Below are 26,312 nucleotides of genomic sequence, written 5' to 3'. Positions count from 1 at the left end.
TCCTGTCCGTTGCTCAGGTTGGGATCAAATCGGCAGGCTCGGCCTTCAGCTCTGGCCACACCAAGGTGGCGGACCCCCAGGTCGTGCCACCACCGAATGCGGTGAGCAGCAACCGGTCGCCACCTCTGAGGCGTCCCGAAGTGATTCCTTCGAGCAAGGCGAGCGGAATGGACGCAGCCGAGGTGTTGCCCACTCGATCGAGATTCATGATCAGCTTTTCCCGGTCGGCTTCGAGCCGATCGGCGAGGGCACCGAGGATCCGCTCGTTCGCCTGGTGCCCGACGATCCAGTCGACTTCCCGCACGGTCCATCGCGATCGTTGCAATACGGTTTGCGAGGATCGGGCCATCTCGGTGACCGCAGTGCGGAAGACTTCCCTGCCGAGCATCGAGAAGTGCGTGCTGCGGTCCGCTTCGGGACGAGTACGTTGGTACGAACCGCCACCGGGAACGCAGACCAGCTGCCGGTCATCGCCGTTGCTGCCGAGATCGATGTGCTCCAGCGCTGCCGGAGTTCCCGGCTCGGCAGCGCACAGCACGACCGCACCGGCGCCGTCACCGAAGATGACCGCGGTGGATCGGTCCGTGCGATCCAGAATCGTCGAGTACGTCTCGGCACCGATCACCAGTGCAGACCGCACCAGCCCACCGGCGATGAATCCCTTCGCCACCGCCAGTGCGTAAATGAAGCCGCTGCAGACGGCGGCCACATCGAACGCGCCCACCGGTCCGAGACCCAGCCGTGCGGCCACGGCCGGCGCGGTGGCCGGACAAGGGTGATCGGGTGTGGTGGTGGCGAGGACGACCAGGTCGACCTGGTCTCGCTGGGCGGAATCGAGTGCGCGCCGCCCGGCTGCCACCGCCACGTCGCCGGTGGAGGTCGTGCGTGACCAATACCGGCCGGCAATCCCGGTCCGGCCGCGGATCCACTCGTCCGAGGTATCCATCATCTCGGCGAGCTCGGCATTGGTAACCCGGTTGTCCGGCAATGCACCCCCGATACCCGCGACCACCACCTCGGTCATCGCAGCGCCCCGGCCGGGGTCCGATCCGCTTCCGAGGTGGTGTCGATCAGTGCGTAGTCGGACTTGGCACGTTCGATCGCCTCATCGATCGACATCTTCGGGGTAAATTCGTAGAGGTCGAGAATCTTCTGCAGGCGTTCCGGGATGGTCCCGCCGACAATGTGCACCGGAATGCCGACTTCTTCGACGTTCGCCAGCAGCATCTCATCGGCCAGTGCGCGGAACCGTTCGTTGACCGGCCGGTGGCCGTCCTCGACCAGCGGGAACTCGATCGGCAGGTGCACGAACGAGTCGTAGGACTGCTTCGCGTGCTGCTTCGCCGGAACACCGATCTGCCGCATCACCTCGGCGTAGAACGACAACTCGTCGGTCAGCTCGACATTCTGCAGGTCGATCGACTCGTTCGGGTTGATCCCGACCAGAACCCGAACGGTTCCGTAGCACCACTCGTGCAAGGACGAGCCGTCGGAGACGAAGCCGTCCTGGAGGTGGCTCTCGTTGACGGCCCGGCCCTGGTTCCGGCGGGTGATCAGCATGATGATCTCCGCCGCGGTGCATTCCTCGAGCGTTTTCCCCGGCACCGAAATCGGCAGCAGCTCGCGCATCGTCAGCGCCGCACTACGCGGCAGCCCGGTCAGATGCGAAACCGCCATCGTGGTCAAGGTCTTACCGACGGAATAGGTTCCTGAAATTGCCAGTCGCATGAGTACTCCTTCAGTCAGAAGTTCAGGGAACACGGTGCGTGATTGCACATCTCACGGAGACGCCGTAGACGTCGCCACGGATGTCCGCCACTCGCCAGCGGTCAGTTCCGCGGTTAAGGATCCGCGGACTGACGATCCCTGTCGTGGCAGCCCGCCGGTCCGCGACGTCTCGTCGCTGCGGCGACCATTGGATCTCCGTCTGCCGCATCCACAGCGTGTTGCTGTCGGCGCGGTCGAACCGGTCCAGCTCGTAGAGCAGGATCTGGCCGAGCTGCAATGCTACGACGAACGCGTCGATGACCAGATCCTGCGGACCGACCCGTTCGGCAGGCGCCGGGGTGAACCGGGCCTGCGCAGCCGCGGTCGAGGTCGCGCGGTCGATGATCACTTCGGACGTGCTGTTGCTGCGCTCGGCCCAACCGGTCGCAACGAGGCGCCGGCCGCTTGGTGATCCGGTCACGTCCGGCACAGCAGTGGTTGCGTGCTGCTGCGCGGCCGGTGGGTGTCGCACGGAGATGACCAGCCGGAGATTGGCAATGGTGCAGTCGAAAGTCGTGCACACACCCGCCGACGTGGAGATGTCCGTGGTGGACGCCGCACGCGCCTCGACCGGGAAGCCGGTCAGCTCTTCTTCGACCGGGGACGATCCGGCCGAAATGCGAATGGTACCCAATGCCTCGATACCCGGGTCTTCCGGAGAAAAACCAAAGGCAGCTTGTATATACAGGGAAGCGAGTTTTTCGCCGAGCACGATGACATCGACCGTGCTCAGATGCGGCGGTTGATCGGTTGCACCCTTGCGGGACCAGTCTTTCGGGTAATCGACAGCGGCGGTCGCCGATATCGAACCGGTACCGTCCGGCAACGCGGTGACAGAAATATCGGAAAGCGTATGCTCGGGCCGCCGATATCCGGCGCCGAAGAACCTGGTTTCCGCCGGGCCGAGGTACTGGTCAATCGACGGCAACAACAGTCTCGTGGATTCTGCCATGACGATCTCGTTTCGGACGTGTCACTGCAATGCGTGCAGCATGGCCGCATCGAACGCGCGGGTCGGGTGACCGCTGCGCACGCGGTTGGGCCATTCGGGATCGGCGATCAGGGCACGCCCGACCGCGACCAGGTCGAATTCGCCTTCCTCGAGCCGGGCACACACCTCGTCGACGTCGGCGGTGGCGGCACCCTTGCCGTCGAGGTAGCCGAGGAAGTCACTGTCGGCCAAACCGACGGACCCGACGGTGATGGTCGGCTTGCCGGTGACCTTCTTCGCCCATCCCGCCAGATTGAGCGGCGATCCGTCGAATTCGGGCTGCCAGAACCGGCGTTGCGAACAGTGGAAGACATCGGCGCCTGCCGCCACGAGCGGTTCCAGGAGTTCGGCCAGCTCCGCAGGCCCGTGCGCGAGGCGAGCCCGGTAGTGCCCGACTTTCCACTGCGAGATCCGCACGACGATGGGAAATTTCGGCCCGACTGCTCGTCGGCAAGCGGCGATGACCTCGCAGGCAAACCGCGTTCGCTCCCGGACCGTGCTGCCACCGTACCAGTCGGTGCGGTGATTAGTTTCGTTCCACAGGAACTGATCGATCAGATATCCGTGCGCCGCATGTAGTTCGATGCCGTCGAACCCGATCCGCCTGGCGGCGAGCGCGGCATCGGCGAACGCGTGGATCACGTTCTCGATGTCATGGACCGACATCGGCGTAAGCCGGTTTCCACTGCCCGGATCGATACCGGAGGGACTGCTCGGTGCCGGCCCGGGGACTTCGGCGGGATCGCGTCCCCAGTGCAACGGATCCCAGCCGACATGCCACAGTTGCGGAACAATGGCCGTGTTCTCGGCATGCACCGCATTCACGACCGCTTGCCAAGCGGGAAGAGCGTCGCCGTGGAAACGAGGTATGTCCTCCCGGCTGCTCGAAGTGGGATGACCGACTACGGTGCCCTCGGTAATGATCAAACCCACCCCACCGGTAGCCCGACGGGCGTAGTACTCGGCGACGTCGGGACCGGGAATCCCGCCCGGCGACATGGCGCGGGTCATCGGCGCCATGACGATCCGGTTGCGCAGGTGCAGGCCTGCCGCATCGAATCGGTTCTGCAGCGCTGCGGTTCCGCCCGGCGGGGCGAGATCCCGTTCCCTCACCCCGGTCACCTGACGGCCACCGGAGTACCGGCGCCGACGGTTCGAGCGAGATCGGCGGGGGTGAACATGTGCGGGAACAGCACGCCGCCCGGATCGAGTGGCTGTGATTCGGCAAGTGTTCCGATGTCGACCGGGGTGAACCCGGCGTCGTTGATCAGGGCGGCGACGGTCTTCTTGCTTTCGGTGTCGTCACCGGAGAGTGCCATCCCCCAGAAATGACGCTGGGTCGTGCCGCGGGGCCACAGCAGTTCTTCCATGACGTGACTGAACGCTCGTACGACATGACTCTCGGGCAGCAGTTCGGCCGTTGTTTCGCCCGAGGTCTTGGTGCTGCCGAGAGTGGACCGGATGTGCCCCTCGTCGGACAACCCCATCGGGTTGGTCGCGTCGATGACGATCGTGTCGGCCAGCGCGGGACCCACCTGCTCGATCACCTCTTCCAGCGCAGGGTAGGGAACCGAGAGGAGGACCACGTCGGCCGAAGCAGCGGCGTCGACGAGAGTGCTCACCTCTCCCTTGATCCGGTGCGGCGCGAGCCGCGTACGAAGCCGGCCGGGATCGCGCGACCCCAGCGCGATCTCGTGTCCTGCCTCGCTCCACAATCGGGCAATAGGAAGTCCGATTCCACCCACGCCGAGGATGGCAAGAACCGGCGAATTCGAATTCTGCACAGTGCTTTTCCTTTCTCCGGTCACCGGAGGTCCCGGATGTTTCGATTTCCGTCGGCCCACAGCAGCTTCATGGTGAGGCCGTCGATACGCCATGCGCCGTCCACTTGAACGAACGAATAGGCGTATTCACCACCGAGCGTCCAGAGCGGTCCGCCCTGGTCATTGGGCAGCAGGTGGGTGGCCTGGAACATGGCGGTGGCGACAGCGGTGCCGTCACCGGTGAGCGAGACGAGGTGGTTGCCGAGCAGATGTTGGGTGGCCTTCAGCGGCGTCCGGTTCGTCTTCCATTTCGTGATCATCTCGGCACGCGGAACCAGGCTGGGTTCGCCGCCGTTGAGGTTGGTGTAGTCGAGCAACACTCGGTCGGTGAAGAGGTTCGGCATTTCCGCCCACTGTTCGTGGTCGAGGTACCACGCCATACGGACGATCAGATCGACCAATTCCTGCCGAGTTTCCAAACTCAACGTCGAGGTGGTCGGGGCAATTGTCATTCTGCGCCTCCGCGGATTCGCTCGAAGGGACTAGGGAGTGAGCTGGCTGAAGGTGTGCCGGTTCTGCTTGAACCAGTCGATCGAGTCGTTCAGCCGCCTGGTCGAGCCGTTGAAATGGGGGGCGACGTACCGGGCGAGGCGCTCGTAGCTGCGCTTGGTCTTGTCCCAGCCGGCCCAGTCCTGTGCATAGACCAGGAGCGTGCCGAAACCGCCGGTGACTTCCTGCAGGTGGCGGATGCCGGCCACCACGTCCTCGACGGATCCCACGAGAACACCGCCGAGGTCGATCGAGCGGTCCAGCAGCTGATCGTCTGCAACGCCGTCGATGCTGATGTTCAGCCCGCGCACATCACGCCAGTACTCCTGGGTCCAGCGGTTGTAGCCTGCACGGACGTCCTCGATGGCTTGCCTGCGGGTTTCGCCAACGTAGACCGGCAACGTGATCCGCCACTTGCTGCGGTCCATCGTGTTTCCGTGTGCGGCTGCGGATTCCTCCGCGTAGGCCCACTGCTTGCGCAGGTCGACCGGTGGATGACCGGGTCGCGGGGCGCCGAAGGAAACCACGCTGATTCCGTGCTGTCCGGCCAGTCGCATGCTGTTCGGCGAGCCGACGCTCGCCGCGACGACTTCGATCGGTTCGCGATACGGTGCGATCTGCATTCGCGCGTCGTTGAGCGTGAACCACGAGGTCTTCCTTGTGATTCGTTCTTCGCTGTTGATCAGCCGCACCACCGTGTCGAGCGACTCGCCCATCATCGAGCGGATGTCGCTCATCTCGACCCCGAGCGTACGGGCGTCGACCGGGATCGAACCGGCGCCGACGCCGAGGACGAACCGGCCACGGGTGAGGTGGTCGAGATGAAGTGCTCGGCTGGCCACCATGAAGGGGTGGTGGTACGGCAGTGTGGCGACACCGGTCGCCAGCGTCAGCCGCGAGGTGCGCTGCGCTGCGGCAGCGATGAGCAGTTCCGGAGCACCGATGGTGTTCCAGCCCATGGAATGGTGCTCACCGAGCCAGTACTCCCGGTAATTCAGCTGGTCGAGCAGCTCGGCCAGCTCGAGGTCGCGCTCGTAAAGCAGGGTGAGATCCTCGCCGATCGGGTGCATTGGCGACATGAAGACGCCGAAGTCGATACGATCAGAATTCATACCTTTCGACCCTTTCTCAATGAGCGTTGAAGAGCCGATCGATCGATTTCTCCGAAAATTATCGATCGGCAGCCGTGAGTTCAGCGAAGAATCCGTTGATTCTCCGCACAAATCCGGGCTCTCGGTGGAAGTAGTGATCACCTTCGACGGTTTCCGCGGTACAGCTGTTCGAGGTGTACTTACTCCAGCGGTTTGCGATGGCCAGATGGCGCAGGGGGTCGCGGTCCCCCACAAAGACATGGATCGGGAAGTCGACCGGTGACCGGAATTTTTTTGTGCAATAGTTCCGCAACGCAGCCAGCGTCCGGAGGTCCGCGTCGAGCTGCCGCTGTTTGATTTCGGCGACCGCCGATCCGGCGAATTCGGCGGCCGCCCGGCCCGAGCGGGCGATGACCGCCGCGGTCAAACCGTCGATCGGCGAGTCCGGCGCCGCGGCCGCACCCACCAGTAGTTCTCGGGGAGCAGGCAGACCGTTGGCAGCCTGGTGGAGACTGAGGGCCAGCCCGACGGTGGCCCCCATGCTGTGCCCGTAGATGGTGTAGGGAGCCGAAGTCCACGGCGCGATTTCCTGGCCAATTCGGGAAACCAGTAATTCAATTTCCCGCTCGGTGCAGGGTTCGGATTCCGGCTGTGCCGGCAAGGTGGCGGAGACCAGTTGCACCCGCGGAGAGAGCATCCTCCGCCAGGGCAGAAATGTTGCCGGCGAACCACCGGCATGGTGAAAAGCGATCAGTGTGTGCGGGTTGCACAAATCCATTGGTTGGCACCCCCAGGCGGATGGCCGACGAAGTCAGAGTGAATATGGCCCTCGGCGTCGATGCCGAGTTCACCCTACGACGGGGTTGATCCGGGCCGGAAGTGAGAAACTGACCTATGAGCGTTACCACCAGCCTGCCGGTGCGCTTCAGTACCGCCCGGCCGGCCGATGTCCGGCCAGGGTCGGGCAGCCCCGGCGAGGGCCGCCGCGGAGCGCGCCGGGTGCCGTCACGGCTGTTCGCGTGGTGGCCGTAGCCCTTCGATGAGTGCGCCGGCGTCCACGTCGAGGCCTTCGGCGAACTTGAGAAGGTTGTGCAGGTTCACATTGCGCAGTCCGCGCTCCACCTGGCTGACGAACGTCCAGTGCACCCCTGCACGATCGGCCAGCTGCTCCTGGCTCACCCCGAGCACGTGCCGACGCTCGCGAACCCGCTCGCCAAGGGTCCGCGTTGCCGGGGAAAGGGGTGCTCTGGCCATCGTCGGTTAATCACACACATCCACAGCAGGTAACACCAGAGCAGAAATGATCAGATGGTGTGTACTCAGAGCATGTGTGTCTTAGACCGTGTCTCACTTGGCGAGTTTTTGTAGCGGGTGATGGCGGCGCCGAGGGTGCGGAAAGCGAGGTAGTGGCTGGGGTTACGCTCGTAGCGGATGGTCAGGCGTCGATAGCCGGTCGTCCAAGCGATCGTGCATTCGATGACCCACCGGTGTTTGCCGAGTTTCTCGGCGGATTCGATGCCTTTGCGGGCGATACGCGGGAAGATCCGGTGCTGGCGGAGCCAGTCGCGCAGGGCGGGGAGGTCGTACGCCCTACGGCGTGCAGTTTGGCCGGTCTTCTGCGCCGTGGTCCCGCAACCCGTCCGGCACCAACCGCCGCGACAACTCACCCGTCACCAGCCACGATCTTGCCTGCACCTCGACCACCATCCACATGAGACACTTTCAAATCTCGTTGTCAAGCAGCTGTGGCGCTCGGTGATGTTGCCTGGTAGCTGCGTTTTTCACGTAGAAGTGTCCGCAGAACGTTAACGCGCCGGTGGGCCGGTGCGAGGACTGCCAGGGTGTGGCGTTTACCCGGTGCCCTCTGGTGGTCATAGAGGCGACGGGACTCCCGGCAGCACCGGATGCTGATCAACGCCGAGGTATAGAAGACACGTTGCCGACCGCGGTGCTAGCGCCAAGCCCGCGAACCCGGCCAGGCGATCAGCGGCCGCGAAGAAGATCATGTCACCGCCCGGTCCCTGCGAGAAACGCGGCGCCGAGCGGCGGCCGGGGTACGCACCTTTCGGTTACGCCACCACGTTTCCAGCCGCGCCGATCCCAGACAGCGAATCGTCGCGGAAGTCCGATACTCCGACTCATCCCTCACAAAAGGTACGACACCCTCGGCCGGCGGGCACGGAGAAATGGTTCGGCACCGGATTATCTGTCGCCAGAAGTGGCCGCCGGCGTCGGCCGGGTGACGGCGGGCGGAGCCTTTCCGACCCCCGCCGTAGCGCTGAGCCGGCCGTCGTGAAATCGGCTTCCGGCTCGAGGGCATTGGTCAGATGCCGGTCCCGTACCCGCCGTTCGGGGCCTGGCCACCGAAGTTCCGGCCCGGGGCGCCCGGGTTGCCTGGAGTGCCGAAGCCCTGTCCCGGCCCCTCGCTGCCACGGAAGTGGCGGCCACCGTACTGGCTCATCGTCGGGTGGTCGGAATGCTGCGTGGCGACCATGACGCCGCCGACCACCCCTCCGCCGACCAGCAACCCCAGCACGCCCACCCCGACCAGCTGGGTCGCCCGGTTACCGACGAACCGCCGAAACCCGCCACGACGCCGCGGAGGCAGCGGCACTCCCCACTGGAGCTGCGGCACCGGCGGACCAGCCGCGGGCTGCTGGCCCGCACCACCCACCTGCCCAGCGACGGCCGAAGCGGACTGCCCACCCCCGCCGCTGACCTGTCCAGCAGACTGTTCACTCCCGCCACTGGCCTGTCCAGCGGGCTGCTCACCCCCACCGCCCGTCTGTCCGGTGAGTTGCTGTTGCGCACCGCCGTCCTGGTCGGACGGGGCGGGCTGGGCGGCCGCGGCCAGGGCGGTGTCCTGGCCGTGGTCGGCCGGGGAGACGGCCTGCGCAGACTCGTCGGGCGGACCGCCGGGGGCGGAAGCCGAGGGGGAAACCGCGGCGTCGCGAGGTGGGTTCGGGTCGGGGGCCTGGTCGTTCATCTGCGGTTCCTCCGGCTCGGCAGTGGGCACGGTCGCACCCCGAGGATGACCGCCGATGCTGTGTGCAGCCTGAAACCCAGCTGTCTAAATCAGCGCGAGTTCACAGGTAGAACGACAGGAACAGGGTGACCACCCAGCTCGCGCCGAGGACCTGCAGTACCCGGTCACGCAGGGCGATCTCGTCGGGCGCGCCTGCGTTGCCGCCGTCGACGTCCACTGCGTAGCGCAGCACCGCGATCACGAACGGGACCATGGACACCACCGCCCACACCGAATCGTGCTCGGTCTGGCGGATCTCGAACGCCCACAGGCAGTACGACATGATCAGGATCGCCGCCGACGTGGCCCACACGAACCGCAGGTAGCTGGCCGAGTACTTCTTCAGCGACGAGCGGATCTTCGCGCCCGTGCGCTCGAACAACATGATCTCCGCGTACCGCTTGCCCGCCACCATGAACAGCGAGCCGAACGCGGTGACCAGCAGGAACCACTGCGACATCGAGATACCGCCGGCGACACCGCCGGCGATCGAGCGCATCAGGAAGCCCGAGCCGACGATCGCGAGGTCGACCACCGGCTGGTGCTTGAGCCCGAAGCAGTAGCCCAGCTGCACGGCTTCGTACACCGCGAGCACGATGGCCAGCCGCCAGTCCGCGGCGAACGACACCGCGAGCCCGGCGAGGAAGAACACCACCGAGGCCACGTACGCCACCGGCACCGGCACGATCCCGGCCGCGATCGGCCGGTTGCGCTTGGTCGGGTGCGCACGGTCGGCCTCGACGTCGTTCGCGTCGTTGATGAGGTAGACCGACGAGGCGGTGAGCGAGAAGGCCACGAACGCGATCAGCGCGTCGATGATCAGTTCAGTGCGGTTCGTCGCCTTCGAGAACGCGAAGAACGGCGCGGCGAACACCAGGACGTTCTTGACCCACTGCTTCGGCCTTGCCGTCTTGACCACGCCGAGCACCAGCTTGACCAGGCTGGTACCGGTCGCGGAGCCGTCCGATGGCACGGGCGGCTGCGCAGAGCCAGCAGCGGCGACCGGCTCTGCGGGCGATTCCGCGGTCGGCTCGTTGACCTCGGCGGACTCCTCCGCCGTGGCCTCCTCGGCCGCTTTCTCGGCTCGCTCGTCGGTCGTTTCGCTCATCGCTTCTTGTCCAGTTTCCGTCGGATCAGACCGCCGATGACGCCCCCGAAGGCGGCTCCGGCCAGCACATCGGTCGGATAGTGGACACCGAGCAGCAGCCGCGAGGCCAGCATCGGCGGTACGAGGGCGGGAACCAGGTTACGCCCGGTCAGTCCGGAGTAGAGCACCGCCGCCGCCGTGGTGGACGTCGCGTGCGACGAGGGGAAGCTCAGCCTGCTCGGCGTGCCGACCAGTACCTCGACGCTGGGGTGGTCCGGTCGCGGCCGCCGGACCACGCGTTTCACCGCGATCGAGGCGGCGTGCGCGCCGAGGACGCCTGCCGAGGCGGTCAGCCAGTCCTTGCGTCGTTTGCGGTCGAGCGCCGCGCCGAGCAGACCCAGCGCGAACCATCCCGCGCTGTGCTCGCCGAACAGCGACATACCCCGCGCGACCTGCACCGTACCGGGCTTCTTCAGGAAGCCCTGCGCCTTCGCGAGGACCGCCACCTCACCGTGCGGCGTGTCCTTCTCAAGCATCGAGCGACCCGTCGAGCGGCGCACCGTCGGCCAGGTGCGGGGCGATCTTGTTGTCGAATGCCGACAACGCCGAGCCGATCGCCATGTGCATGTCGAGGTACTTGTACGTGCCGAGCCGTCCGCCGAACAGCACGTTGCGCTCGCGGGCCTCGGTCTTGGCCAGTTCGCGGTAGGCCTCGAGCTTCTCGCGGTTGTCCGGCGTGTTGATCGGGTAGTACGGCTCGTCGTCCTCCTTGGCGAAGCGCGAGAACTCGCGGAAGATGACCGTTTTGTCCTTGGGGTAGTTCCGCTCCGGGTGGAAGTGCCGGAACTCGATGATGCGGGTGTAGGGGACTTCCTGGTCGTTGTAGTTGACGACCGAGGTGCCCTGGAAGTCGCCGGTTTCCGCGACCTCGGACTCGAAGTCGACGGTGCGCCAGGTGAACCGGCCCGCCGAGTAGTCGAAGTACCGGTCGAGCGGACCGGTGTAGACGGTCGGCGTGCCCGCCGGGATGTGCTGACGCACGTCGAAGTAGTCGACGTTCAGCCGGATCTCGATGTTCTCGTGCTCGGCCATCTTCTCCAGCCACGCGGTGTACCCGTTGACGGGCAGTCCCTCGTAGGTGTCGTTGAAGTACCGGTTGTCGAACGTGTAGCGGACCGGCAGCCGGGTGATGATGTTCTCGCCGAGGTTCTTGGGGTCGTTCTCCCACTGCTTCGCGGTGTAGCCGCGGATGAACGCCTCGTAGAGCGGACGGCCGATCAGCGAGATGGCCTTCTCTTCGAGGTTCTGCGCCTTGTCCGTCTCGAACTCCGACGACTGCTTGGCGATGAGCTCGCGGGCCTCGTCCGGGGTGTGCGACTTGCCGAAGAACTGGTTGATCAGGCCGAGGTTCATCGGGAACGAGTAGACCTGGTCCTTGACCCGCGCGAACACCCGGTGCTGGTAGCCGGTGAACTCGGTGAAGCGGTTGACGTACTCCCACACGCGCTTGTTCGAGGTGTGGAACAGGTGCGCACCGTAACGGTGCACCTCGATACCGGTCTCGGGGTCTGGCTCGGAGTAGGCGTTGCCACCGAGGTGGCTGCGCCGCTCGAGCACCAGTACCTTCTTGCCGAGCTCGGCCGCGGCCCGCTCGGCGACGGTCAGCCCGAAGAATCCGGACCCGACGACGACGAGGTCGTAACCGCCGAACTCGTCTTCAGTAATCTTGGCGGGGTTCGTGTGCTCGCTCACGGGCGCCCAGGGTACGCAGTCCTGCCACCGCGGCCCGAACCGACCTCCGGCATACCGCCGGGCTTCACCCACACCACACACAGAGAAGCATGCCTGCACCGGACACCTTCTGGAGCTACGCCGCCGGGATCGCGACCTACCTGGCCGTGCTGGCGGTCCCCGGCGGCCTGATCGGCCGGGCGGCCGGGCTGCGCGGCTGGACACTGGCCGGTCTCGCGCCGCTGCTCAGCTACGCCGTCACCGGCCTGGCCGGCCCGTGGCTGGCGAAAGCCGGCCTGCCCTACAACGTGCTCACCACCGCCGTCTGCACGGTGCTGGTGGCCGCTCTCGCGTACGGCGCCAGACGGCTGCTCATCGCACGCGGATGGCTCACCGAGGGCGCGGAGGAGCCGCAGAACCGCTGGACCCGGCGCGAGCACTGGGCGGTCGCGGCGTGCGTCGTGGTGGCGACCGGCTTGTCGATCGCGGTGGTGCTCTCCGCGCGCGGCGGGACCACCGCGGTCTTCCAGCGCTGGGACACGGTGTTCCACGCGAACGGCATCCGCTACATCGCCGAAACCGGCGACGGCTCGCTCACCGGCATGGGGACCATCAACTGGTACCCGGACGGCTCGTTCTACCCGAACGGTTATCACCTGGTCGGCGCGCTGGTTTATCAGATCTCCGGCACGAGCGTGCCGGTCACGCTCAACGCGATCACGATGCCGGTCGCCGGTCTCTTCGCACTGTCGATGGTCGCGATGATCCGGCAGCTCGGCGGGCGTGCGGTGTACGCGGGCTGCACCGCCCTCGTCGCCGCGGCCGCGACGACGGGCGCGTACGAGTCGGTGTCGAGCGGCCTGCTGCCCTACGCACTGGCCATCGTGCTGACGCCGCTGGCGGTGGTCGCGCTGCAACGCTTCCTCCTCCGGCCGGGCGTGGACACCGGACTGATCCTCGCGTTCACCGCGGACGGGCTGCTCACCGCGCATTCCAGCGCGCTGTTCGGCGCGGTGCTGTTCGCCTTGCCGCTGGCGCTGCAGCGCTGGTACCGGTCGCTGCGGCGGCTGCCGCTGGACGGCGTACCGGACGGACGCTCCGCGGGCCGGGTGATCGGCGGGGACCTCCTGCGCATGGTGCCGGTGATGGTGGCCAGTGTGCTGCTGGCGGCGCCGGAGATCTTCGGCGCAATCGGGTTCACCGCCGGGTCCTACCCGTACTACGGGTGGAATTCCGACCTGTCGGTCCCGGTGTCGCTGAAGTTGCTGGCCACGTTCCAGCAGGTGCTGAACCGGCCGCAGATCTGGCTCACCGTGCTGCTCCTGATCGGTGTGCTGACCTTCCGCAGGCTCGGCCGGATGCGCTGGGTGTCGCTGTCCGCGCTCGGGCTTTCCGCGTTCTTCGTGCTCGTGGCGTCCTTCGGCTACCTGCCGTGGGTGGTGTCGCTCTCGCGGCCGTGGTGGAACGACCGCTACCGGCTGATGGCGCTCGCCGCGATCCCGCTGTGCCTGCTCGCCGGCCACGGCATGGCGGAACTGCAACGGTGGATCGCGCGACGGGTCCGCAACGGTGCGTGGGCGCGCTCCCGGCCGCAGGTGCTGGCCCGGCTCGGAATGGGGACCGCCGTCGTCGTTGTCGCCGCGACGGCCGTGCTGACCGGCGGGTTCTACCGCAGCGCAAACGCCACCGCGGTGTCGTATCTGTACTACAACGGCCCGGAGGGCGAGGTCACGCCGCCGGTGAGCGCGGATGAGATCGCCGCCATCATGCACCTGGGCACCATGGGCATCCCGCCGCGGGAGAAGGTGCTCAACGACCGGTTGGACGGCACCGCCTGGATGTACGCGCTCAGCGGCGTGCATCCGGTGGCCGGCCACTACGACGGCGGCGGCCGGGTGGCGCCGGACGCGCTGTACCTGGCCGTGCACTTCCGCGACTACGACACCGATCCGCAGGTCCGTGCCGCGATCCGCCGGCTGGACGTGCACCATGTGCTGATCGGCAGCGGCACCATCCGCAAGGACACGCCGATCGCTCCCGGCCTGCTCGGGCTGGACGGACGGGACTTCCTGCGCCTCGAGTACCGCAACCCCGGCGCGTCGATCTACACGATCGTGAAGTGACCCGGCTCCCCGTGCTCGCGGCGCCCCCACGACCGCGACCACGAGGAGCTTCCTCAGGTTCCCCCCGCTGACCGGGAAGACGGCCTCCCCTCCGGCCGTTCCCCCTCTTCCCACCGCCATTGACGCGCGGGCCGCGGACCGCGGTTCCCGCAGCCGCCGAACCCACCCGAACGGACTAGTTTTCCCGCAGCTCCGGCAGCACGGTCTCGGCCACCTGCTCCAGCACCGATTCGTGGCCCTCGTACGGGCCGCTGGAGCGCGGCCAATGCGTGATCACGTCGGTGAAGCCCAGCTCGCGGGCTCGTTCGGCACTCTCGCGGAAGGTGGCCGCGCTGCTCAGCGAATACCTCGGTCCGCCGTCGAGGGCGAGGTACCGCTCGACGGTGGAGCCGTCGCGGCCTGCTGCGTCCAGCCGTTCGCCGAACACCCGCACCTGGTCGGCGACGCCCTGCCACCATTCGTCCGCAGTGCTGCCGCCGCGGCCGGTGGTGACCCAGCCTGCGCCGAAGCGGGCGGCCAAGGTCATCGTGCGCGGGCCGTTGGCCGCCACCACGAACGGCAGCCGCGGCCGCTGCACCGTTCCCGGCAGGTTCCGCGCGCCGACCGCGGTGTAGTACTCGCCGGAGTAGTCGAACCGGTCGGTCATCAGCAGTCCGTCGAGTGCTTCGACGAACTCGGTGAACCGGTCCGCGCGCTGCCGCGCGGTGAGTTTCGGCGCGTCGATGACCTGCGGGTCGTAGTCTTCGTTGTCCACACCGGCGCCGACGCCGAGCAGGAACCGGCCGTCGGAGACGTCGTCGAGGGTGATCAGCTCCCGCGCGAACGGCACCGGATGCCGCGCGATCGGCGACGCAACGAAGGTGCCGAGGCGGATTCGCGAAGTGACGAGCGCGGCCGCGGTCAGCGTGGGTACCGCGGAGAACCACGGACCGTCCACCAGGGATTTCCAGCCGAGGTGGTCGTAGGTCCACGCGTGGTCGAAGCCGTATTCCTCGGCGGCCCGCCACTTCGGCTCGGCCGCCCACCAACGATCTTCCGGAAGGATCACGATTCCTGCTCGCACGCGGCCGACCGTAACGTCCGCCACCGACGTTCGCTCGAACGGGCGGCACCCAGGACAATGCGGATGTGGAGAAACCCCGCTTGATCGCCTCTGACGTCGACGGCACCCTGCTCGGCCCCAGCGAAACCGTGACCGAGCGCACCGTGTCGGTGGTGCAGCGGGTGCTCGCGGACCAGGCGCCGTTCGTGCTGTGCACCGGCCGCCCGCCCCGTTGGATCGCCCCGATCGCCGGTCCGCTCGGGCTCACCGGCTACGCGGTGTGCGCGAACGGCGCCGTGCTGCTCGACATCGGCCGGGACTCCGTGGTCGAGGTGCACGGTCTGCTCGAGCCCACGCTGCTGTACGACCTGGCAGGCACGCTCGACAAGGCACTGCCCGGATGCCGGCTGGCCGCCGAGCGGGTCGAGCAGGGCCCGCCGGACCACGACCTGCGCAATTTCGTGATCGAGCCGGATTACCACAACCCGTGGGGGGACGGCGAGGGCCGTGTCGCGATGCGCGGTGAGGTGCTCGGCAAACCCGCGATCAAACTGCTGGTCAGCCGCCGCGGGATGACCTCGGAGGAAATGGCCGGGGCGGTCCGCGCGGTGCTGGACGACGCGGTCGACGTGACCTATTCGTCGTCCGGCGGGCTGATCGAACTGTCCGCGCACGGGGTCACCAAGGCACTCGGCCTTGCCGACGTGGCAGCCCGTTTCGGGGTGCCGGCCGAATCCGTGATCGCCTTCGGCGACATGCCCAACGACGTGGAGATGCTCCGGTGGGCCGGGCACGGCGTCGCGATGGCGAACGGGCACCCCGAGGCACTGGCCGCCGCGGACGAGGTGACCGGGCCGGTCACCGAGGACGGCGTGGCCCAGGTGCTGGAACGCTGGTTCTGAGGTCAGTCGCCGCCGTCCGGACGGCGGTCGAGCGCGGCCGCCTCCTCCGGCGTCGGCGCGGAGCCGCCGAAGTGCGCGGGCAGCCACCAGCGTTCGGCATCCGACGCGGGTTCTTCCGGGTACTCCGCCTGCGCGTGCTCCAGCAAGGTGGTCATGCGGGCACGCAGGTCCTTCGAAAGGACCTCGCAGTCGTCGTCCGGCTGCGGGGTCATCGGCTCGCCGACCACCACGGAAATCGGCACGTGCCGTCGGGTCAGGTCCTTGGGCCTGCCCTTCGTCCACAGCCGTTGGGTGCCCCACAGCGCCATCGGGACCACCGGCACCCCGGCGGCCGCGGCCATCCGGACGGCGCCGGTCTTGATCTGCTTGACCGTGAACGAACGGCTGATCGTGGCCTCGGGGAACACGCCGACCACCTCGCCTGCCCGCAACCGGTCGACCGCCTTCTCGTAGGAGGCCTGCCCGGCGGACCGGTCGACCGGGATGTGGTGCATCCCGCGCATCAGCGGCCCGGCCACCCGGTGGTCGAAGATCTCGTGCTTGGCCATGAACCGCACCAGCCGCTTCGACGGCCGGGCACCCAGCCCGCAGTAGATGAAGTCGAGGTAGCTGACATGCGTGCAGGCAATGACCGCACCACCGGCGGCAGGCACGTGCTCCGCACCCTCGATCCGGATGCGGTTGTCCAGCAACCGGAACATCAGCCGCGCGGTGGCCAGCACGGGCGGGTACACGAAATCAGCCATGCAATCCAGGCTACGGGACCGTAGGTCCGGCACCCTACGGTCCGGTAGGTCGGCTCCACCACACCGGCCGCAGCCCTCAGGGGCAGAACACGTACTCGAAACCCGGTGCCTGATCGAGGTCGTCCACCAGCTGACTCTCCTCGTCCGCACGCGGGTAGACCGAGATCCAGAACGGTGTGCCGGTGCGGTGGAACGTGGCCACGCGGTACCAGACCGACAGGTCGTCGGAGCAGTCCTGACGCTCGGCGTAGCCCATGCGATCGGGGACGGCGAGCGTCGTACCGCCTGCGTCCGGGCCGACCACCAGCAGTCCGTTGCCGGCGCTGCTCGCCAGTGCGCCGGGGGCTCCGGCGCTCACCACGGATCCCGGCGGCAGATAGCGGCTCAGCCACGAACCGATCTCCGCCAGCTGGGCGCTGCTCGTCTGCCAGGTGCGTACCCGGGCCAGCACCTCGGGGTTCAGCACGGAGACCGCCACCGCGACACCGGCCAACACGGCCGCTGCGGCCGGGACCAGCCGCGAAACGGTGCGCGGCCGCGGCGAGGGGCGCGCAGCCGTGAGCAAGCCGTACGTGCCGACAGAGGCGACCGCCAGCAACGGCGGTACCGGCGCGAGCAGCCGCCACGCCGGGTCGGGGTCACCGACCAGCACCACCACGAACGCGGTGCTGCCCACCGCGACCGTGAGCAGGAACCAGAGCGCGGAACGCGCTTCGCCGGCCCCGTTCCGGGCCCGCAGCAGCGCACCCGCCGACCCGACCGCGGGCACCAGGAAAGCCAAATGCGCCAAGGCGAACCCGGCGAGGTACGACCAGCCCGGACCGGATACGTGCAGCGGTTCGGGCAGGAAGTGGTGGTAGTAAGTGGCACGCCAGGCCGTCCACGGGACCAGGAAGACCAGCGCACCCAGCACGTAGCCGACCGGCGCCCACCAGGTGTGCCGTGCCCGTGCGGCCGCCACGACCAGCCACGCACCGGCGACGACGGCCAGCACCAGCCCTTCCGGCCGGGTCATCACCGCACCGGCGACGAGCACCCCCGCCACCACCGGACGCCGCACGACAAGCGCGTACCCGACCGACAGCACCAGCAGCACGAACATCGGCAGCTCAGTGCCGGACGCGCCGTACACGGCCAGCCCGCTGGCACCCGCGGTGAGCACCGCCGCGGCCACGCCGACCGCCCGGCGGGGTTCGGCGCCGGGCGGCAGCGCGAGCTCGGTGATGCGGTCGGCCAGGAAGTAGGCCAGCAGTACGCAGCCCAGCGTCGCGACGACGCCGAGCACCATGGCCGACGTCGACACCGCGGTCCCGAACGCGGCACGGGGCAGGGCGATGACCACCAGCCACAGGAAGTTCGAGTACCCCTCGGTGCGGTCGCCGGGATTGAACACCGGGCCGTTGCCGTCGGCGATGTTGTGCGCGTAACGGAAGCTGACGAATGCATCCTCTGTTGCCGCCGCGAACAACAGTTGGTGCAGGAGGGAAAACCCGAGGGTGAGCAGCAGTACCACCACGCGCCACCGCCGGTGGGACGCGATCAGCCGCCAGCAGGAAACGACCAGCGCGGCGAGCGCCAGCCATCCCCCCACGACCGCGTAGACCACGCGACTCCCCTGCGTCCTGCGGCACGGCAGGTCCCCTCCCGCCGTCCCGCAACCCCTCCGGGCAACCCGCCCGGACCGCACTTCACCGCGTCCAGTCAATCGCGCGCCTAGGCTCCCGGACATAAGCCGTTCGGGTGTATGTGGTGCCGGTTACGCTGTGCTCCCGATTCCGATCCGCCCTGCGGGGGCCCGAGCGGATCCGTGACCAGCCGAGGAAGCCTGTTGCCGAGCGAACCCACGCTGCTGCCCGTTGTGTCGAGCATTGCTGTCTGCCTGCTCGTCCTCGGACTCCCCGGCCTGGTCACCGGTCTCGCCGCGGGCCTGCGCGGATGGCGGCTCGCCGGTCTCGCGCCGTTGCTGAGCTACGCCATCGGCGGACTGGCCGGACCGTGGACGGCTGCGCTCGGTTTGCCGTTCACCACCTGGACGTTCGCGGTGACCACGGTGCTGTTCGCGAGTGTCGCATTCGGACTGAGACGGCTCACCGTGCACAAGTGGCCGCCACAGCCGGAGCCTCGGGTCTGGGCCCCGCGTGCGCACTGGGCGGTGGGCGCGTGCCTGGTGCTCGCCACTGTGGTCGGTTTCTACGCCGCAGTGCGCGGAATGGGGCACCTCGGCGCGATCGCGCAGGGCGGGGACGCGCCGTACGCGGCCAACGGCGTGCGCTACATCGCCTCGACCGGCGACGGAAGCCTTTTCGGCATGGGCACCCTGAACTGGTACGGGGACGGGTCGCCGCCCTTCTATCCCAACGCCTACCACTTGCTGGCGGCCGAACAGTACACGCTCAGCGGTGCCTCGATCCCGCTCACGCTCGACACGAACACCGCACTGCTGCCGGGTCTGCTAGCGCTTTCGCTCGTGGTGCTGGTGCGCGAGTTCGGCGGCAGGGCGGTGCTGGCAGGTGCGGTGGCGCTGGCGTCGGTCGCACCGGTGACGAGCACGTACGAGTCGATGAACCGCGGGCCGCTGTACCCGTTCCTGCTGGGGCTGGCGCTCACGCCGCTGGCCGCGGTGGTGCTGCGCCGGTATCTCGGCCGGATCGCTCCGGACACCGGGTTCGTGCTGATGGTGTCGGCCGTCGGGCTGTTGTGCGTGCATTCGTCCACATTGTTCGGTGCGATCCTGTTCGCCGGTCCGCTGCTGGTCCCGCGCTGGTTCTCGCGGTGGCGGCTGATCGGCCGGGACCTGCTCGCCCTGCTGCCGATCGCGGCGGTTTCGGTACTGGTGGCGTGGCTGCAGCTGTTCGGCGCGCTCGGGCTGGCCAACAGCTCGATGCCCTACCTCGGCTGGCCGATCGAATGGCGGGCGACGACCGCACTCGGTGCACTGCTCGGCTTCCAGCACTTCGAAGCGAACCCGCAGATCTGGCTTTCGGTGGCGTTGCTGCTCGGGTTCGTGTTCTTCGCACGGCTGCGGGCACTGCGCTGGATCGGGTTGACCGCGCTGATCGCGGGCTTCGGCTACCTCGCCGTGTCGTCGTCGGACGCACCGTGGGTGATGGCGCTTTCCAGGCCGTGGTGGGACGACCCGTACCGGTTCATCTCGATGGCGACCGTGCCGCTGGCGTTCATCGCGGGCCACGGCGTGGCGTCGCTGCAGGCGTGGCTGGCCGAGCGGTTGCCGGCGCGAGTACCCGCTTTCGCGACCGCGGCGGTGGTGTTGCTGGGTTTCGTGGCGATCACCAACAACCTCTACCTGCGCACCAACGGCGACAACGTGGCGAGCGGTTACCGGGCGAGCAACCCGGAGACGCTGAACATCACGCCCGGCGAGGAACGCGCGATGGTGGAGCTGGGCCGCCTGTCCCGCCCCGGCGAATGGGCGATGAACGACCGCTACGACGGCACGCCGTGGACCTACGCACTGAGCGGCGTCCGAACCGTCGCCGCCCACGACGACGGCACCGCGCCGCCCTCGGACGCGAAGCTGCTGGCCGCGCGTTTCCGGAGCTACGGAACCGATCCGGAGGTGCGCGCCGCGGTGGCCCGGCTGAACATCCACTGGGTGATTCTCGGCAGGCCGCGGCAGCCACCACACTGGGCGTACTCGTCCGCCGGCCTGAACCGGCTGGACGGGCTGCCGTTCCTGCACGAGGTGTACCGCAACGAGGACGCGGTGATCTACGAGCTGAAGCGTTAAACCGCGTTCGGAGCGGGGCGGTGTGCGCCCGACAATCGTGCCGCGACCGCGGCGACCCCGGCGGTCAGCAGGTCCGCCACGGTGAACATCACCCGCGAAGCCACTGCGAAGGCGGTGGCTTGGCCGACCGTCAGTCCGCTCGCGGTGAGGACCGCGACCTGGGCCACCTCGCGCACGCCCACGCCGCTCGGGAGGATGAACGCGAAGGTGCCGACGGTCATCGCCACCGCCATCGCGCCCACACACAGCACGAAGCCGTTGACGCCCGGCGCGCCGACCGAGTTCGCCAGCAGCCACAGGTGCACCCCCTGCAACGCCCAGGCCAGCGTGGACGCGCCGAACGTCTTCAGCACCACGCCCCAGCCCAGCGGCTCCTTCAGTGCTGGGCGGCGCAGGATCCGCAGCACCAGTGACGTGCCCCAGGTCAGCACGCGGGGGTGCAGCAGCGCCAGGCCCACCGGGATCAGCACGAACAGCCACACCGCACGCGGGCTGTGGCTGAACACCGCAGGCGCTGCCAGCAGCGACACCACCAGCGCGGACACCACGCTCACGCCGAGCTGGATCAGCGAGCCGGTGAAGATCCGCGCACGGGCGAGGCCTGCTTTACGACCGAGCTCCATCTGCAGCAGGTACGCCCACACCGAACCCGGCACGTATTTGCCAAGCGAGCCGACCAGGCAGATCTGCGCGCCGCGGGCGTATCCGATCGGCCGGCCGAGGTGGTCGACCAGCACCTGCCAGCCCCAGGTGGACACCAGGATGGCCGCCACGAGCGCGAGCAGGCTGAGCACCGACGACTGCCATGCGACATCGGAGAGCGTGTGCCAGAACTCGTCCCAGTTCTCGGCCAGTTGCTTCGCGGCGAAGCCGACGACCAGCAGGATGGCGACCCAGCGCACCACGTCGAGCACCCGCGCCTTGGTGGACTTGCGGGGCTTCCCGGCTGCCGGGACTTCGTCCTCCCGAACGGTCGTCATCGACGCTGCTCCTCAAGCCTGCACGGTGACCAGGCGGCTGAACTCGGCGAGCAGATCGTAACCGTCCCACACGCCCGCGAAGGTCAACGCCGAGCCGAACGGCACCACCCGGTCGACCCCACGCCCGGCCAGCGCCGTGACGAATCCGGTCAGCTCTTCTGCGGTGAACCCGAATTGGCTCACCGTCTGGTCCTTGCGCTGCACGATCGGGACCAGCTCATCGAGTGACCCGAGAGCGGCGTTCGCAAACGTGCCCGCGCCCAGCCACTCCCGCGGCAGCACGCCGGCGTCCGCGAGCTCCAAGGTGGCCAGCGCGTTGCCGTCGAACCGGATCGAGGACACCAGCCCGTCGACCGCGGCGCCGTAGGCCGACACCCGCTTCTGCACCGCCATGGCGGGCTCGGTGACGTGCTGCTTTGCCGCCAGCACCGCCGCCAGCAACTGCCGGAACTCCTCGCCCGCGGCCCGCGCGCCCGCGGCGTCGCCCACCCAGAACACCGCGCGCGGCGACGAACAGGCGGCCTGGTCGAACCAGTAGGAGTCGTTGTAGAACCCTTCGGCCGCGCTTCGCCGGGCCTGCGGAGTGGCCTCCTGCCAGCCGCGCACCGACGCGATCGCGAACGACGAGCGGTCCGGGAACGTGAGGTCCCGCGCGTGCGGTGCCAGCGGATACTTGCGCAGCGCCGCGACGGAGGCGTCGCCACCCCAGATCACCCGCAGGTCGGCGGCCAGCGACAAGGCACCGCTGATCTCGTCGCTGCGGTCGTAGGTGATCATCCGCTGGGTCGCGCGGATCGTGGCCGCGGCCTCCGGCGATACCTCGCCGAGCGCCGCGTTGAGCGCTTCCAGCACCGCCTCGGCGGCACCCGCCGACCGCGACGACACGCGCACCACGTTGTGATTGCCCGCCAGCGCGGACAGCGCCCACGAGTACACGAAGATGGTGTCCACATTGGCCGGTGGCACGTGGAACACCAGCCCGCGCGGGAACCGCAGGGTGTCTCCTGACGTTTCCACAGTGGACAACGCCTTGGCCAGCTCGCCCTTGCGCAGGAAGAAACCCAGCGAGGCCAGCTCCGGGAACCGCCGGGCAAGCGCGGGCGCGAGCAGCTTGCGTGCGAACTTCGTGACGAATTCGACGATCCGCGGATCGCCGAACCTCAGCCGTCCACCCGGTGGCTCGCTGCGCAGTTCGTCGACCAGATCGCCGGCCGGCACCGCTTCGCCGAGCGGGAACCGCAGTGTCAGCTCGCTCATGCCGCCGCTCCGGAGAACGTGTCCGAGCAGCCCCGCACCTCGGCCTTCGGCAGCCGCCCGAGCACCGAGAAGTGCTTGCCCGGCCAGTCACCGTCGTCGATTCCGCGGTACACGCCCAGATCCTCGGTGAGCAGTACGTGCCCGGGGTAGGACCGCGGCAGCGTGCTCACCACCTCGATCACCCCCGGCTCGCCGACCGGCTGCTCTGCCCAGGTCTGCGGATCCCGGATCACCACATCCGCGAAATCGGGACAGTACAGGGAGTTTCCCGACGGGCCCTCCAGGAACACGGTGCCGATCTGCTCGATCATCCCGTAGTAGTTGTGGATCCGGGTGAGCCCGGTGTCCGCGGCGAACCGGCGGCGGAACTCGCGGTTGTCCACCGCGCGGTCGATCAGCTTCTTCCAGCCGCCGGAGTGGATGAGGATGCCGTTGGACAGGTCGAGCCGGTGCTCCCGGGCGACCTCGTACAGGTACTGCCACACCATGAAGGTGAACCCGAAGATCAAGAAGGGCTTGTCCCCGTACTCGGCGAGGAACTTCTTCACCGCCTCGACGTCCGGCTTGTCGTTCTCGTCCAGCACGTAGGTGTGCTTGCGGCCGAAGTTCGCCATGCCCAGCACGCCCGCGCCGCGCGCGGAGAACGACCGGCGGTTCTTGATGATGCCGATGGTGTCGACCATCAGCATCGGCAGCCGTTCGCCGCCGAGGACCTCCTGCAGCGTGGCGCCGAGCTGTTTGGTCTGCGCGCCCGCCGCCGCCTTGTCCAGGTAGATCCGCGACGCGCCGGCTCCGGTGGTGCCGGAGGAGGTGAGCGTCTTGAACACCTCGTCGTCCGGGATCGATTTCAGGTCGTGGGTCTTGAACATGCGCACCGGCAGCCAGGGCAGCTCGGCGATCGCGCCGAACGAGGCATCCGGCGCGAAACCCAGCGAGGCCAGGATCCGCTCGTACCCGGCGGAGTTCGCGCGGTGGTGCGCGGTCAGCTCCGCCAGCTCCGGCAGCAGCGTCGCTTCCCGCTGCGCCTGCGAGCGCGTGAACACACTCATACCCGTCCTTCCAGCGACCGGTAGTCGATCTTGCCGCTGGCCAGCAGCGGCACCGTGTCGATCGGGCGTACGTCGAACCCGCTGGTGTGCAGGTGCAGCCGGTCCGAAAGGGCCCGCGCGGCGTCCTTGCAGATCGCCGGCGCGGCCTCGCCCTCGGGCAGTTCGGCGAACAGCACGACCTTGTCCCCCGCCGATACCGCGGCGACCACGTCGATGCCCACCGCGGCGGACCGCACGGCCTGCTCCAGATCGTCGAGGCTGACCCGGTTGCCGAACACCTTGCCGATCCGCTTGAGGCGCCCGGTGATGTACAGGTACCCCTCCTGGTCGAGGTACCCGAGGTCGCCGGTGGCCAGCATTCCGCCGCATTCGTCGCCCGCAGCCAGCCCGGCCTCGTCGTCCGCATAACCCATCATCACGTTGGGTCCACGGTAGACGACCTCACCGACGATTTTCGGGTGCGTGGTCTCCGCACCGTCGTCCCGGCGGATCGCGAACGCCCCGCCGGGCAGCGCGGGACCGGCCGAGCCGATCCGGTCCGCCAGCCGCTCGGCGGGCACCGTGGTCATCCGCGGTGCGGCCTCGGTCTGCCCGTACATCACGTACATCCGGCCGCCGACCGCGAGCATCTTGTCGTTGAACTCCACGATCAGCTCATCCCGCAGCTTGCCACCCGCCTGGGTGAGTGTGCGCAGGGTCGGGTACTTCGCCGGATCGAACTTGAGCCGCCGCAGCATTTCGTAGTGGTAGGGCACGCCGGACAACGACGTCACGCCGTGTTCCGTGACCGCCTGCCAGAATCCGCGGCCGAGCACGCCGGACGGCTCGATCACCACGGTCGCACCCCGCACGAGATGCGAATTCAGCACCGACACCCCGTAGCTGTAGTGCAGCGGCAGGCAGGTCGGCGCAACCTCGGCGGAATCGATGTGCAGCACCTCGGCAATCGCCTCGGCGTTGGCGAGCACGGCCTGGCGGGAGAGCCGGACGAGTTTCGGATTGCCGGTGGAACCGCTGGTCGGCAGCAGCACCGCGAGATCGGGGTGCGGGGTGACGCCGTCGGCGGATTCCCGGGTCCAGTGCCCGTCCGCGGCGCGGTAGCCCGGCGGCGGCGCGACCTCCGGCGCGGCGAGCACCGCGGCCGGCCGGAACCGGCCGATCAGATCGGCGAGCACATCGGCGTCCAGCGCCGGGTCGATCAGCGCGATCGCACGCCCGGCCTCGAACGCGCCCAGATACCGCAGCACGCTCGCCAGGTCCACCGACATCCGCGCGAACAGCACACCGTCCGGCAGGTCGGCGACCTCGGCCGCGGCCCGCTCGACCTGCTCGGTCAGCTCCGCACCCGAAAGCTCACCGCCGCCTGCCACGTCGACCAGCCGAGCGCCTTCGCCAACCAGACTCACCGGATCTCCTCCTGGCTCGTGTGTTCGAACAGTGCGGCGGACCCGCTCCATCGAGCACGACGGAGGGGACGGCGGATCACAGCACCAGGCCGCCGTCGACGCCGAGCACCTGCCCCGTCACGTACGCCGCGTCGTCGCTGACCAGGAAGCGGATCACCTTCGCCACGTCTTCCGGCGTACCGAGCCTGCCGAGCGGCGTACGGCCGGCGTTCTCCGCCTTCGCCTCGTCGGACAGGCCCGCGGTGAGGTCCGTTTCGATCACGCCCGGCGCCACTGCGTTCACGCGGATACCGGAGCGGCCGAGTTCCTTCGCGGCCGAGCGGGCGATGTTCGCCACTGCCGCCTTCGATGCCGCATACACCGTCTGACCCGCACTTCCGTGCTCACCGACGATCGAGGCGAGCACTACGATGGCGCCGGTCTTCTTCCGCAGCATCGCGCGCGCCGCGGCCTGCACGGTGTGCAGCGTGCCTGCGACGTTGGTGTCCAGCGTCGCGGAGACGCTCTCCGCACGGATCATGCCGAGGAGCGCGTCCTCCATGATCCCGGCGTTGGCCACCACGACGTCGAGCTTGCCGTGTTCCTTCGCCACCCCACGGACCAGCGTGGACACCGCCTTGGCGTCGGTGACGTCGAGCCCGAGCCCTGCGGCGGCCCCCGCCGCGGCGGCCGCCTCCTTCGCCGTGGACTCGTCCCGCCCGGTCAGCACCACCGTGGCCCCGGCCTCGACCAGCGCCCCGACGGTGGCAAGGCCGATCCCGCGGGTCCCGCCGGTGACGAGCGCGACGCGGCCGGCCAGATCAGTCATTCTTCGCCGTCAGCTCGGTCACCATGTCGACCGCGACCTTGAAGCTCGACATGTCGATCACCTGGTCGGTGTCGAATTCGACGTCGAACTCGTCCTCGATCGCCGCGACCAGCGCCATGTGCCCGACCGAGTCCCACGCCTCGAGGTCGCGGTACTTCAGGTTCTCCACGTTCACGTCGCCGTCCAGGTCCAGCGCCTCGACGAAGACCTCACGCAGTTTGGGCGCGACTTCAGACATATGCACAGC

The 26,312-nt window shown here is 68.2% G+C and carries 25 protein-coding genes and 1 pseudogene; 3 read left to right on the top strand and 23 right to left on the bottom strand.

Annotation, left to right across the window (positions count from 1 at the left end; all coding sequences use genetic code 11):
* Positions 1 to 13: 13 nt before the first annotated feature.
* The 14 genes and pseudogenes from ABD793_RS10030 to glf form a co-directional block, all read right to left on the bottom strand.
* Positions 14 to 1,024: a beta-ketoacyl-ACP synthase III gene (locus ABD793_RS10030; RefSeq protein ID WP_344857882.1), complete on the bottom strand. Its 1,011-nt coding sequence runs from the start codon at positions 1,022 to 1,024 to the stop codon at positions 14 to 16.
* On the bottom strand, positions 1,021 to 1,728 hold the full coding sequence (locus tag ABD793_RS10025; RefSeq protein WP_344857880.1) for an AAA family ATPase: 708 nt from the start codon (positions 1,726 to 1,728) through the stop codon (positions 1,021 to 1,023). Before ABD793_RS10025 ends, ABD793_RS10030 begins: the two co-directional genes overlap by 4 nt.
* 22 nt (positions 1,729 to 1,750) lie before the next feature.
* Positions 1,751 to 2,719: an AvrD family protein gene (locus tag ABD793_RS10020; protein WP_344857878.1), complete on the bottom strand. Its 969-nt coding sequence runs from the start codon at positions 2,717 to 2,719 to the stop codon at positions 1,751 to 1,753.
* 21 nt (positions 2,720 to 2,740) lie between these two features.
* Complete coding sequence (locus tag ABD793_RS10015; RefSeq protein ID WP_344857876.1) at positions 2,741 to 3,871, bottom strand: NADH:flavin oxidoreductase; 1,131 nt, start codon at positions 3,869 to 3,871, stop codon at positions 2,741 to 2,743.
* 5 nt (positions 3,872 to 3,876) lie between these two features.
* Positions 3,877 to 4,542 carry an NADPH-dependent F420 reductase gene (locus tag ABD793_RS10010; protein ID WP_344857874.1) on the bottom strand — a complete coding sequence of 222 codons (666 nt, stop codon included), beginning with the start codon at positions 4,540 to 4,542 and terminating at the stop codon, positions 3,877 to 3,879.
* A 20-nt stretch (positions 4,543 to 4,562) separates the two neighbouring features.
* On the bottom strand, positions 4,563 to 5,033 hold the full coding sequence (locus ABD793_RS10005; protein WP_344857872.1) for a nuclear transport factor 2 family protein: 471 nt from the start codon (positions 5,031 to 5,033) through the stop codon (positions 4,563 to 4,565).
* 30 nt (positions 5,034 to 5,063) lie between these two features.
* Positions 5,064 to 6,323 carry an LLM class flavin-dependent oxidoreductase gene (locus tag ABD793_RS10000; RefSeq protein ID WP_344857870.1) on the bottom strand — a complete coding sequence of 420 codons (1,260 nt, stop codon included), beginning with the start codon at positions 6,321 to 6,323 and terminating at the stop codon, positions 5,064 to 5,066.
* Positions 6,241 to 6,939, bottom strand: a complete 699-nt coding sequence (locus tag ABD793_RS09995) for a thioesterase II family protein (RefSeq protein ID WP_344857868.1) — start codon at positions 6,937 to 6,939, stop codon at positions 6,241 to 6,243. The genes ABD793_RS10000 and ABD793_RS09995 overlap by 83 nt, the downstream gene beginning before the upstream one ends.
* Before the next feature lie 227 nt (positions 6,940 to 7,166).
* On the bottom strand, positions 7,167 to 7,415 hold the full coding sequence (locus tag ABD793_RS09990) for a helix-turn-helix domain-containing protein (protein WP_344857866.1): 249 nt from the start codon (positions 7,413 to 7,415) through the stop codon (positions 7,167 to 7,169).
* A gap of 65 nt (positions 7,416 to 7,480) precedes the next feature.
* Positions 7,481 to 7,791: pseudogene (locus ABD793_RS09985) on the bottom strand (hypothetical protein); the annotation flags it as partial.
* A 693-nt stretch (positions 7,792 to 8,484) separates the two neighbouring features.
* On the bottom strand, positions 8,485 to 9,147 hold the full coding sequence (locus ABD793_RS09975; RefSeq protein WP_344857864.1) for a hypothetical protein: 663 nt from the start codon (positions 9,145 to 9,147) through the stop codon (positions 8,485 to 8,487).
* 100 nt (positions 9,148 to 9,247) lie between these two features.
* Positions 9,248 to 10,294 (bottom strand): decaprenyl-phosphate phosphoribosyltransferase, encoded by a 1,047-nt coding sequence (locus tag ABD793_RS09970; protein ID WP_344857862.1) that lies wholly within the window; start codon positions 10,292 to 10,294, stop codon positions 9,248 to 9,250.
* Positions 10,291 to 10,809 (bottom strand): phosphatase PAP2 family protein, encoded by a 519-nt coding sequence (locus ABD793_RS09965; RefSeq protein ID WP_344857860.1) that lies wholly within the window; start codon positions 10,807 to 10,809, stop codon positions 10,291 to 10,293. Before ABD793_RS09965 ends, ABD793_RS09970 begins: the two co-directional genes overlap by 4 nt.
* The gene (gene glf / locus ABD793_RS09960) at positions 10,802 to 12,025 is read right to left on the bottom strand and encodes a UDP-galactopyranose mutase (protein WP_344857858.1); all 1,224 of its coding nucleotides are present in this window, start codon (positions 12,023 to 12,025) and stop codon (positions 10,802 to 10,804) included. Before glf ends, ABD793_RS09965 begins: the two co-directional genes overlap by 8 nt.
* Before the next feature lie 89 nt (positions 12,026 to 12,114).
* On the opposite strand from glf, the gene ABD793_RS09955 reads away from it, so the two are divergent.
* Entirely contained in the window at positions 12,115 to 14,127 is a 2,013-nt protein-coding gene (locus tag ABD793_RS09955; protein WP_344857856.1) for a DUF6541 family protein, read from the top strand.
* Between the two features lie 175 nt (positions 14,128 to 14,302).
* Here the strand turns inward: ABD793_RS09955 and ABD793_RS09950 are convergent, their stop codons facing one another.
* Positions 14,303 to 15,190 carry an LLM class flavin-dependent oxidoreductase gene (locus tag ABD793_RS09950; RefSeq protein ID WP_344857854.1) on the bottom strand — a complete coding sequence of 296 codons (888 nt, stop codon included), beginning with the start codon at positions 15,188 to 15,190 and terminating at the stop codon, positions 14,303 to 14,305.
* A gap of 80 nt (positions 15,191 to 15,270) precedes the next feature.
* Here ABD793_RS09950 and ABD793_RS09945 point away from each other — a divergent pair, with 80 nt between their 5' ends.
* The gene (locus tag ABD793_RS09945) at positions 15,271 to 16,071 is read left to right on the top strand and encodes an HAD family hydrolase (RefSeq protein WP_344858122.1); all 801 of its coding nucleotides are present in this window, start codon (positions 15,271 to 15,273) and stop codon (positions 16,069 to 16,071) included.
* Between the two features lie 2 nt (positions 16,072 to 16,073).
* On the opposite strand, the gene ABD793_RS09940 is transcribed toward ABD793_RS09945, so the two are convergent.
* Together ABD793_RS09940 and ABD793_RS09935 are read right to left on the bottom strand one after the other, a co-directional pair.
* The gene (locus ABD793_RS09940; RefSeq protein WP_344857852.1) at positions 16,074 to 16,817 is read right to left on the bottom strand and encodes a lysophospholipid acyltransferase family protein; all 744 of its coding nucleotides are present in this window, start codon (positions 16,815 to 16,817) and stop codon (positions 16,074 to 16,076) included.
* A gap of 76 nt (positions 16,818 to 16,893) precedes the next feature.
* A complete protein-coding gene (locus tag ABD793_RS09935) occupies positions 16,894 to 18,423 on the bottom strand; it encodes a hypothetical protein (protein ID WP_344857850.1) in 1,530 nt (509 codons plus the stop codon).
* A gap of 222 nt (positions 18,424 to 18,645) precedes the next feature.
* On the opposite strand from ABD793_RS09935, the gene ABD793_RS09930 reads away from it, so the two are divergent.
* A complete protein-coding gene (locus ABD793_RS09930; protein ID WP_344857848.1) occupies positions 18,646 to 20,565 on the top strand; it encodes a DUF6541 family protein in 1,920 nt (639 codons plus the stop codon).
* Here ABD793_RS09930 and ABD793_RS09925 read toward each other — a convergent pair.
* From ABD793_RS09925 to ABD793_RS09900, 6 genes are all read right to left on the bottom strand, one after another.
* Positions 20,562 to 21,545 carry a lysylphosphatidylglycerol synthase transmembrane domain-containing protein gene (locus ABD793_RS09925; protein ID WP_344857846.1) on the bottom strand — a complete coding sequence of 328 codons (984 nt, stop codon included), beginning with the start codon at positions 21,543 to 21,545 and terminating at the stop codon, positions 20,562 to 20,564. The two genes, ABD793_RS09930 and ABD793_RS09925, sit on opposite strands and share 4 nt — an antisense overlap.
* A gap of 12 nt (positions 21,546 to 21,557) precedes the next feature.
* Entirely contained in the window at positions 21,558 to 22,802 is a 1,245-nt protein-coding gene (locus tag ABD793_RS09920) for an acyl-CoA reductase (protein ID WP_344857844.1), read from the bottom strand.
* Complete coding sequence (locus tag ABD793_RS09915; RefSeq protein ID WP_344857842.1) at positions 22,799 to 23,851, bottom strand: LuxE/PaaK family acyltransferase; 1,053 nt, start codon at positions 23,849 to 23,851, stop codon at positions 22,799 to 22,801. The genes ABD793_RS09920 and ABD793_RS09915 overlap by 4 nt, the downstream gene beginning before the upstream one ends.
* Positions 23,848 to 25,257 (bottom strand): AMP-binding protein, encoded by a 1,410-nt coding sequence (locus ABD793_RS09910; protein WP_344857839.1) that lies wholly within the window; start codon positions 25,255 to 25,257, stop codon positions 23,848 to 23,850. The genes ABD793_RS09915 and ABD793_RS09910 overlap by 4 nt, the downstream gene beginning before the upstream one ends.
* A 76-nt stretch (positions 25,258 to 25,333) precedes the next feature.
* On the bottom strand, positions 25,334 to 26,065 hold the full coding sequence (locus tag ABD793_RS09905; RefSeq protein WP_344857837.1) for an SDR family NAD(P)-dependent oxidoreductase: 732 nt from the start codon (positions 26,063 to 26,065) through the stop codon (positions 25,334 to 25,336).
* Positions 26,058 to 26,303, bottom strand: coding sequence for an acyl carrier protein (locus tag ABD793_RS09900; RefSeq protein ID WP_344857835.1), 246 nt, complete (start codon positions 26,301 to 26,303; stop codon positions 26,058 to 26,060). Before ABD793_RS09900 ends, ABD793_RS09905 begins: the two co-directional genes overlap by 8 nt.
* Positions 26,304 to 26,312 lie beyond the last annotated feature (9 nt).

This window comes from Amycolatopsis ultiminotia, assembly GCF_039536925.1.
GTDB classification, from domain to species: Bacteria; Actinomycetota; Actinomycetes; order Mycobacteriales; family Pseudonocardiaceae; genus Amycolatopsis; species Amycolatopsis ultiminotia.
Note: the sequence above shows the minus strand (reverse complement) of the source record. Positions and strands in the feature narration are given on the sequence as shown.

Bases quoted from the DNA above. Each gene is read 5' to 3' on its own strand.
- ABD793_RS10030 (WP_344857882.1), bottom strand. From the start codon at position 1,024: ATGACCGAGGTGGTGGTCGCGGGTATCGGGGGTGCATTGCCGGACAAC.
- ABD793_RS10025 (WP_344857880.1), bottom strand. From the start codon at position 1,728: ATGCGACTGGCAATTTCAGGAACCTATTCCGTCGGTAAGACCTTGACC.
- ABD793_RS10020 (WP_344857878.1), bottom strand. From the start codon at position 2,719: ATGGCAGAATCCACGAGACTGTTGTTGCCGTCGATTGACCAGTACCTC.
- ABD793_RS10005 (WP_344857872.1), bottom strand. From the start codon at position 5,033: ATGACAATTGCCCCGACCACCTCGACGTTGAGTTTGGAAACTCGGCAG.
- ABD793_RS09995 (WP_344857868.1), bottom strand. From the start codon at position 6,939: ATGGATTTGTGCAACCCGCACACACTGATCGCTTTTCACCATGCCGGT.
- ABD793_RS09990 (WP_344857866.1), bottom strand. From the start codon at position 7,415: ATGGCCAGAGCACCCCTTTCCCCGGCAACGCGGACCCTTGGCGAGCGG.
- ABD793_RS09975 (WP_344857864.1), bottom strand. From the start codon at position 9,147: ATGAACGACCAGGCCCCCGACCCGAACCCACCTCGCGACGCCGCGGTT.
- ABD793_RS09970 (WP_344857862.1), bottom strand. From the start codon at position 10,294: ATGAGCGAAACGACCGACGAGCGAGCCGAGAAAGCGGCCGAGGAGGCC.
- ABD793_RS09965 (WP_344857860.1), bottom strand. From the start codon at position 10,809: ATGCTTGAGAAGGACACGCCGCACGGTGAGGTGGCGGTCCTCGCGAAG.
- ABD793_RS09955 (WP_344857856.1), top strand. From the start codon at position 12,115: ATGCCTGCACCGGACACCTTCTGGAGCTACGCCGCCGGGATCGCGACC.
- ABD793_RS09940 (WP_344857852.1), bottom strand. From the start codon at position 16,817: ATGGCTGATTTCGTGTACCCGCCCGTGCTGGCCACCGCGCGGCTGATG.
- ABD793_RS09925 (WP_344857846.1), bottom strand. From the start codon at position 21,545: ATGACGACCGTTCGGGAGGACGAAGTCCCGGCAGCCGGGAAGCCCCGC.
- ABD793_RS09920 (WP_344857844.1), bottom strand. From the start codon at position 22,802: ATGAGCGAGCTGACACTGCGGTTCCCGCTCGGCGAAGCGGTGCCGGCC.
- ABD793_RS09915 (WP_344857842.1), bottom strand. From the start codon at position 23,851: ATGAGTGTGTTCACGCGCTCGCAGGCGCAGCGGGAAGCGACGCTGCTG.
- ABD793_RS09905 (WP_344857837.1), bottom strand. From the start codon at position 26,065: ATGACTGATCTGGCCGGCCGCGTCGCGCTCGTCACCGGCGGGACCCGC.
- ABD793_RS09900 (WP_344857835.1), bottom strand. From the start codon at position 26,303: ATGTCTGAAGTCGCGCCCAAACTGCGTGAGGTCTTCGTCGAGGCGCTG.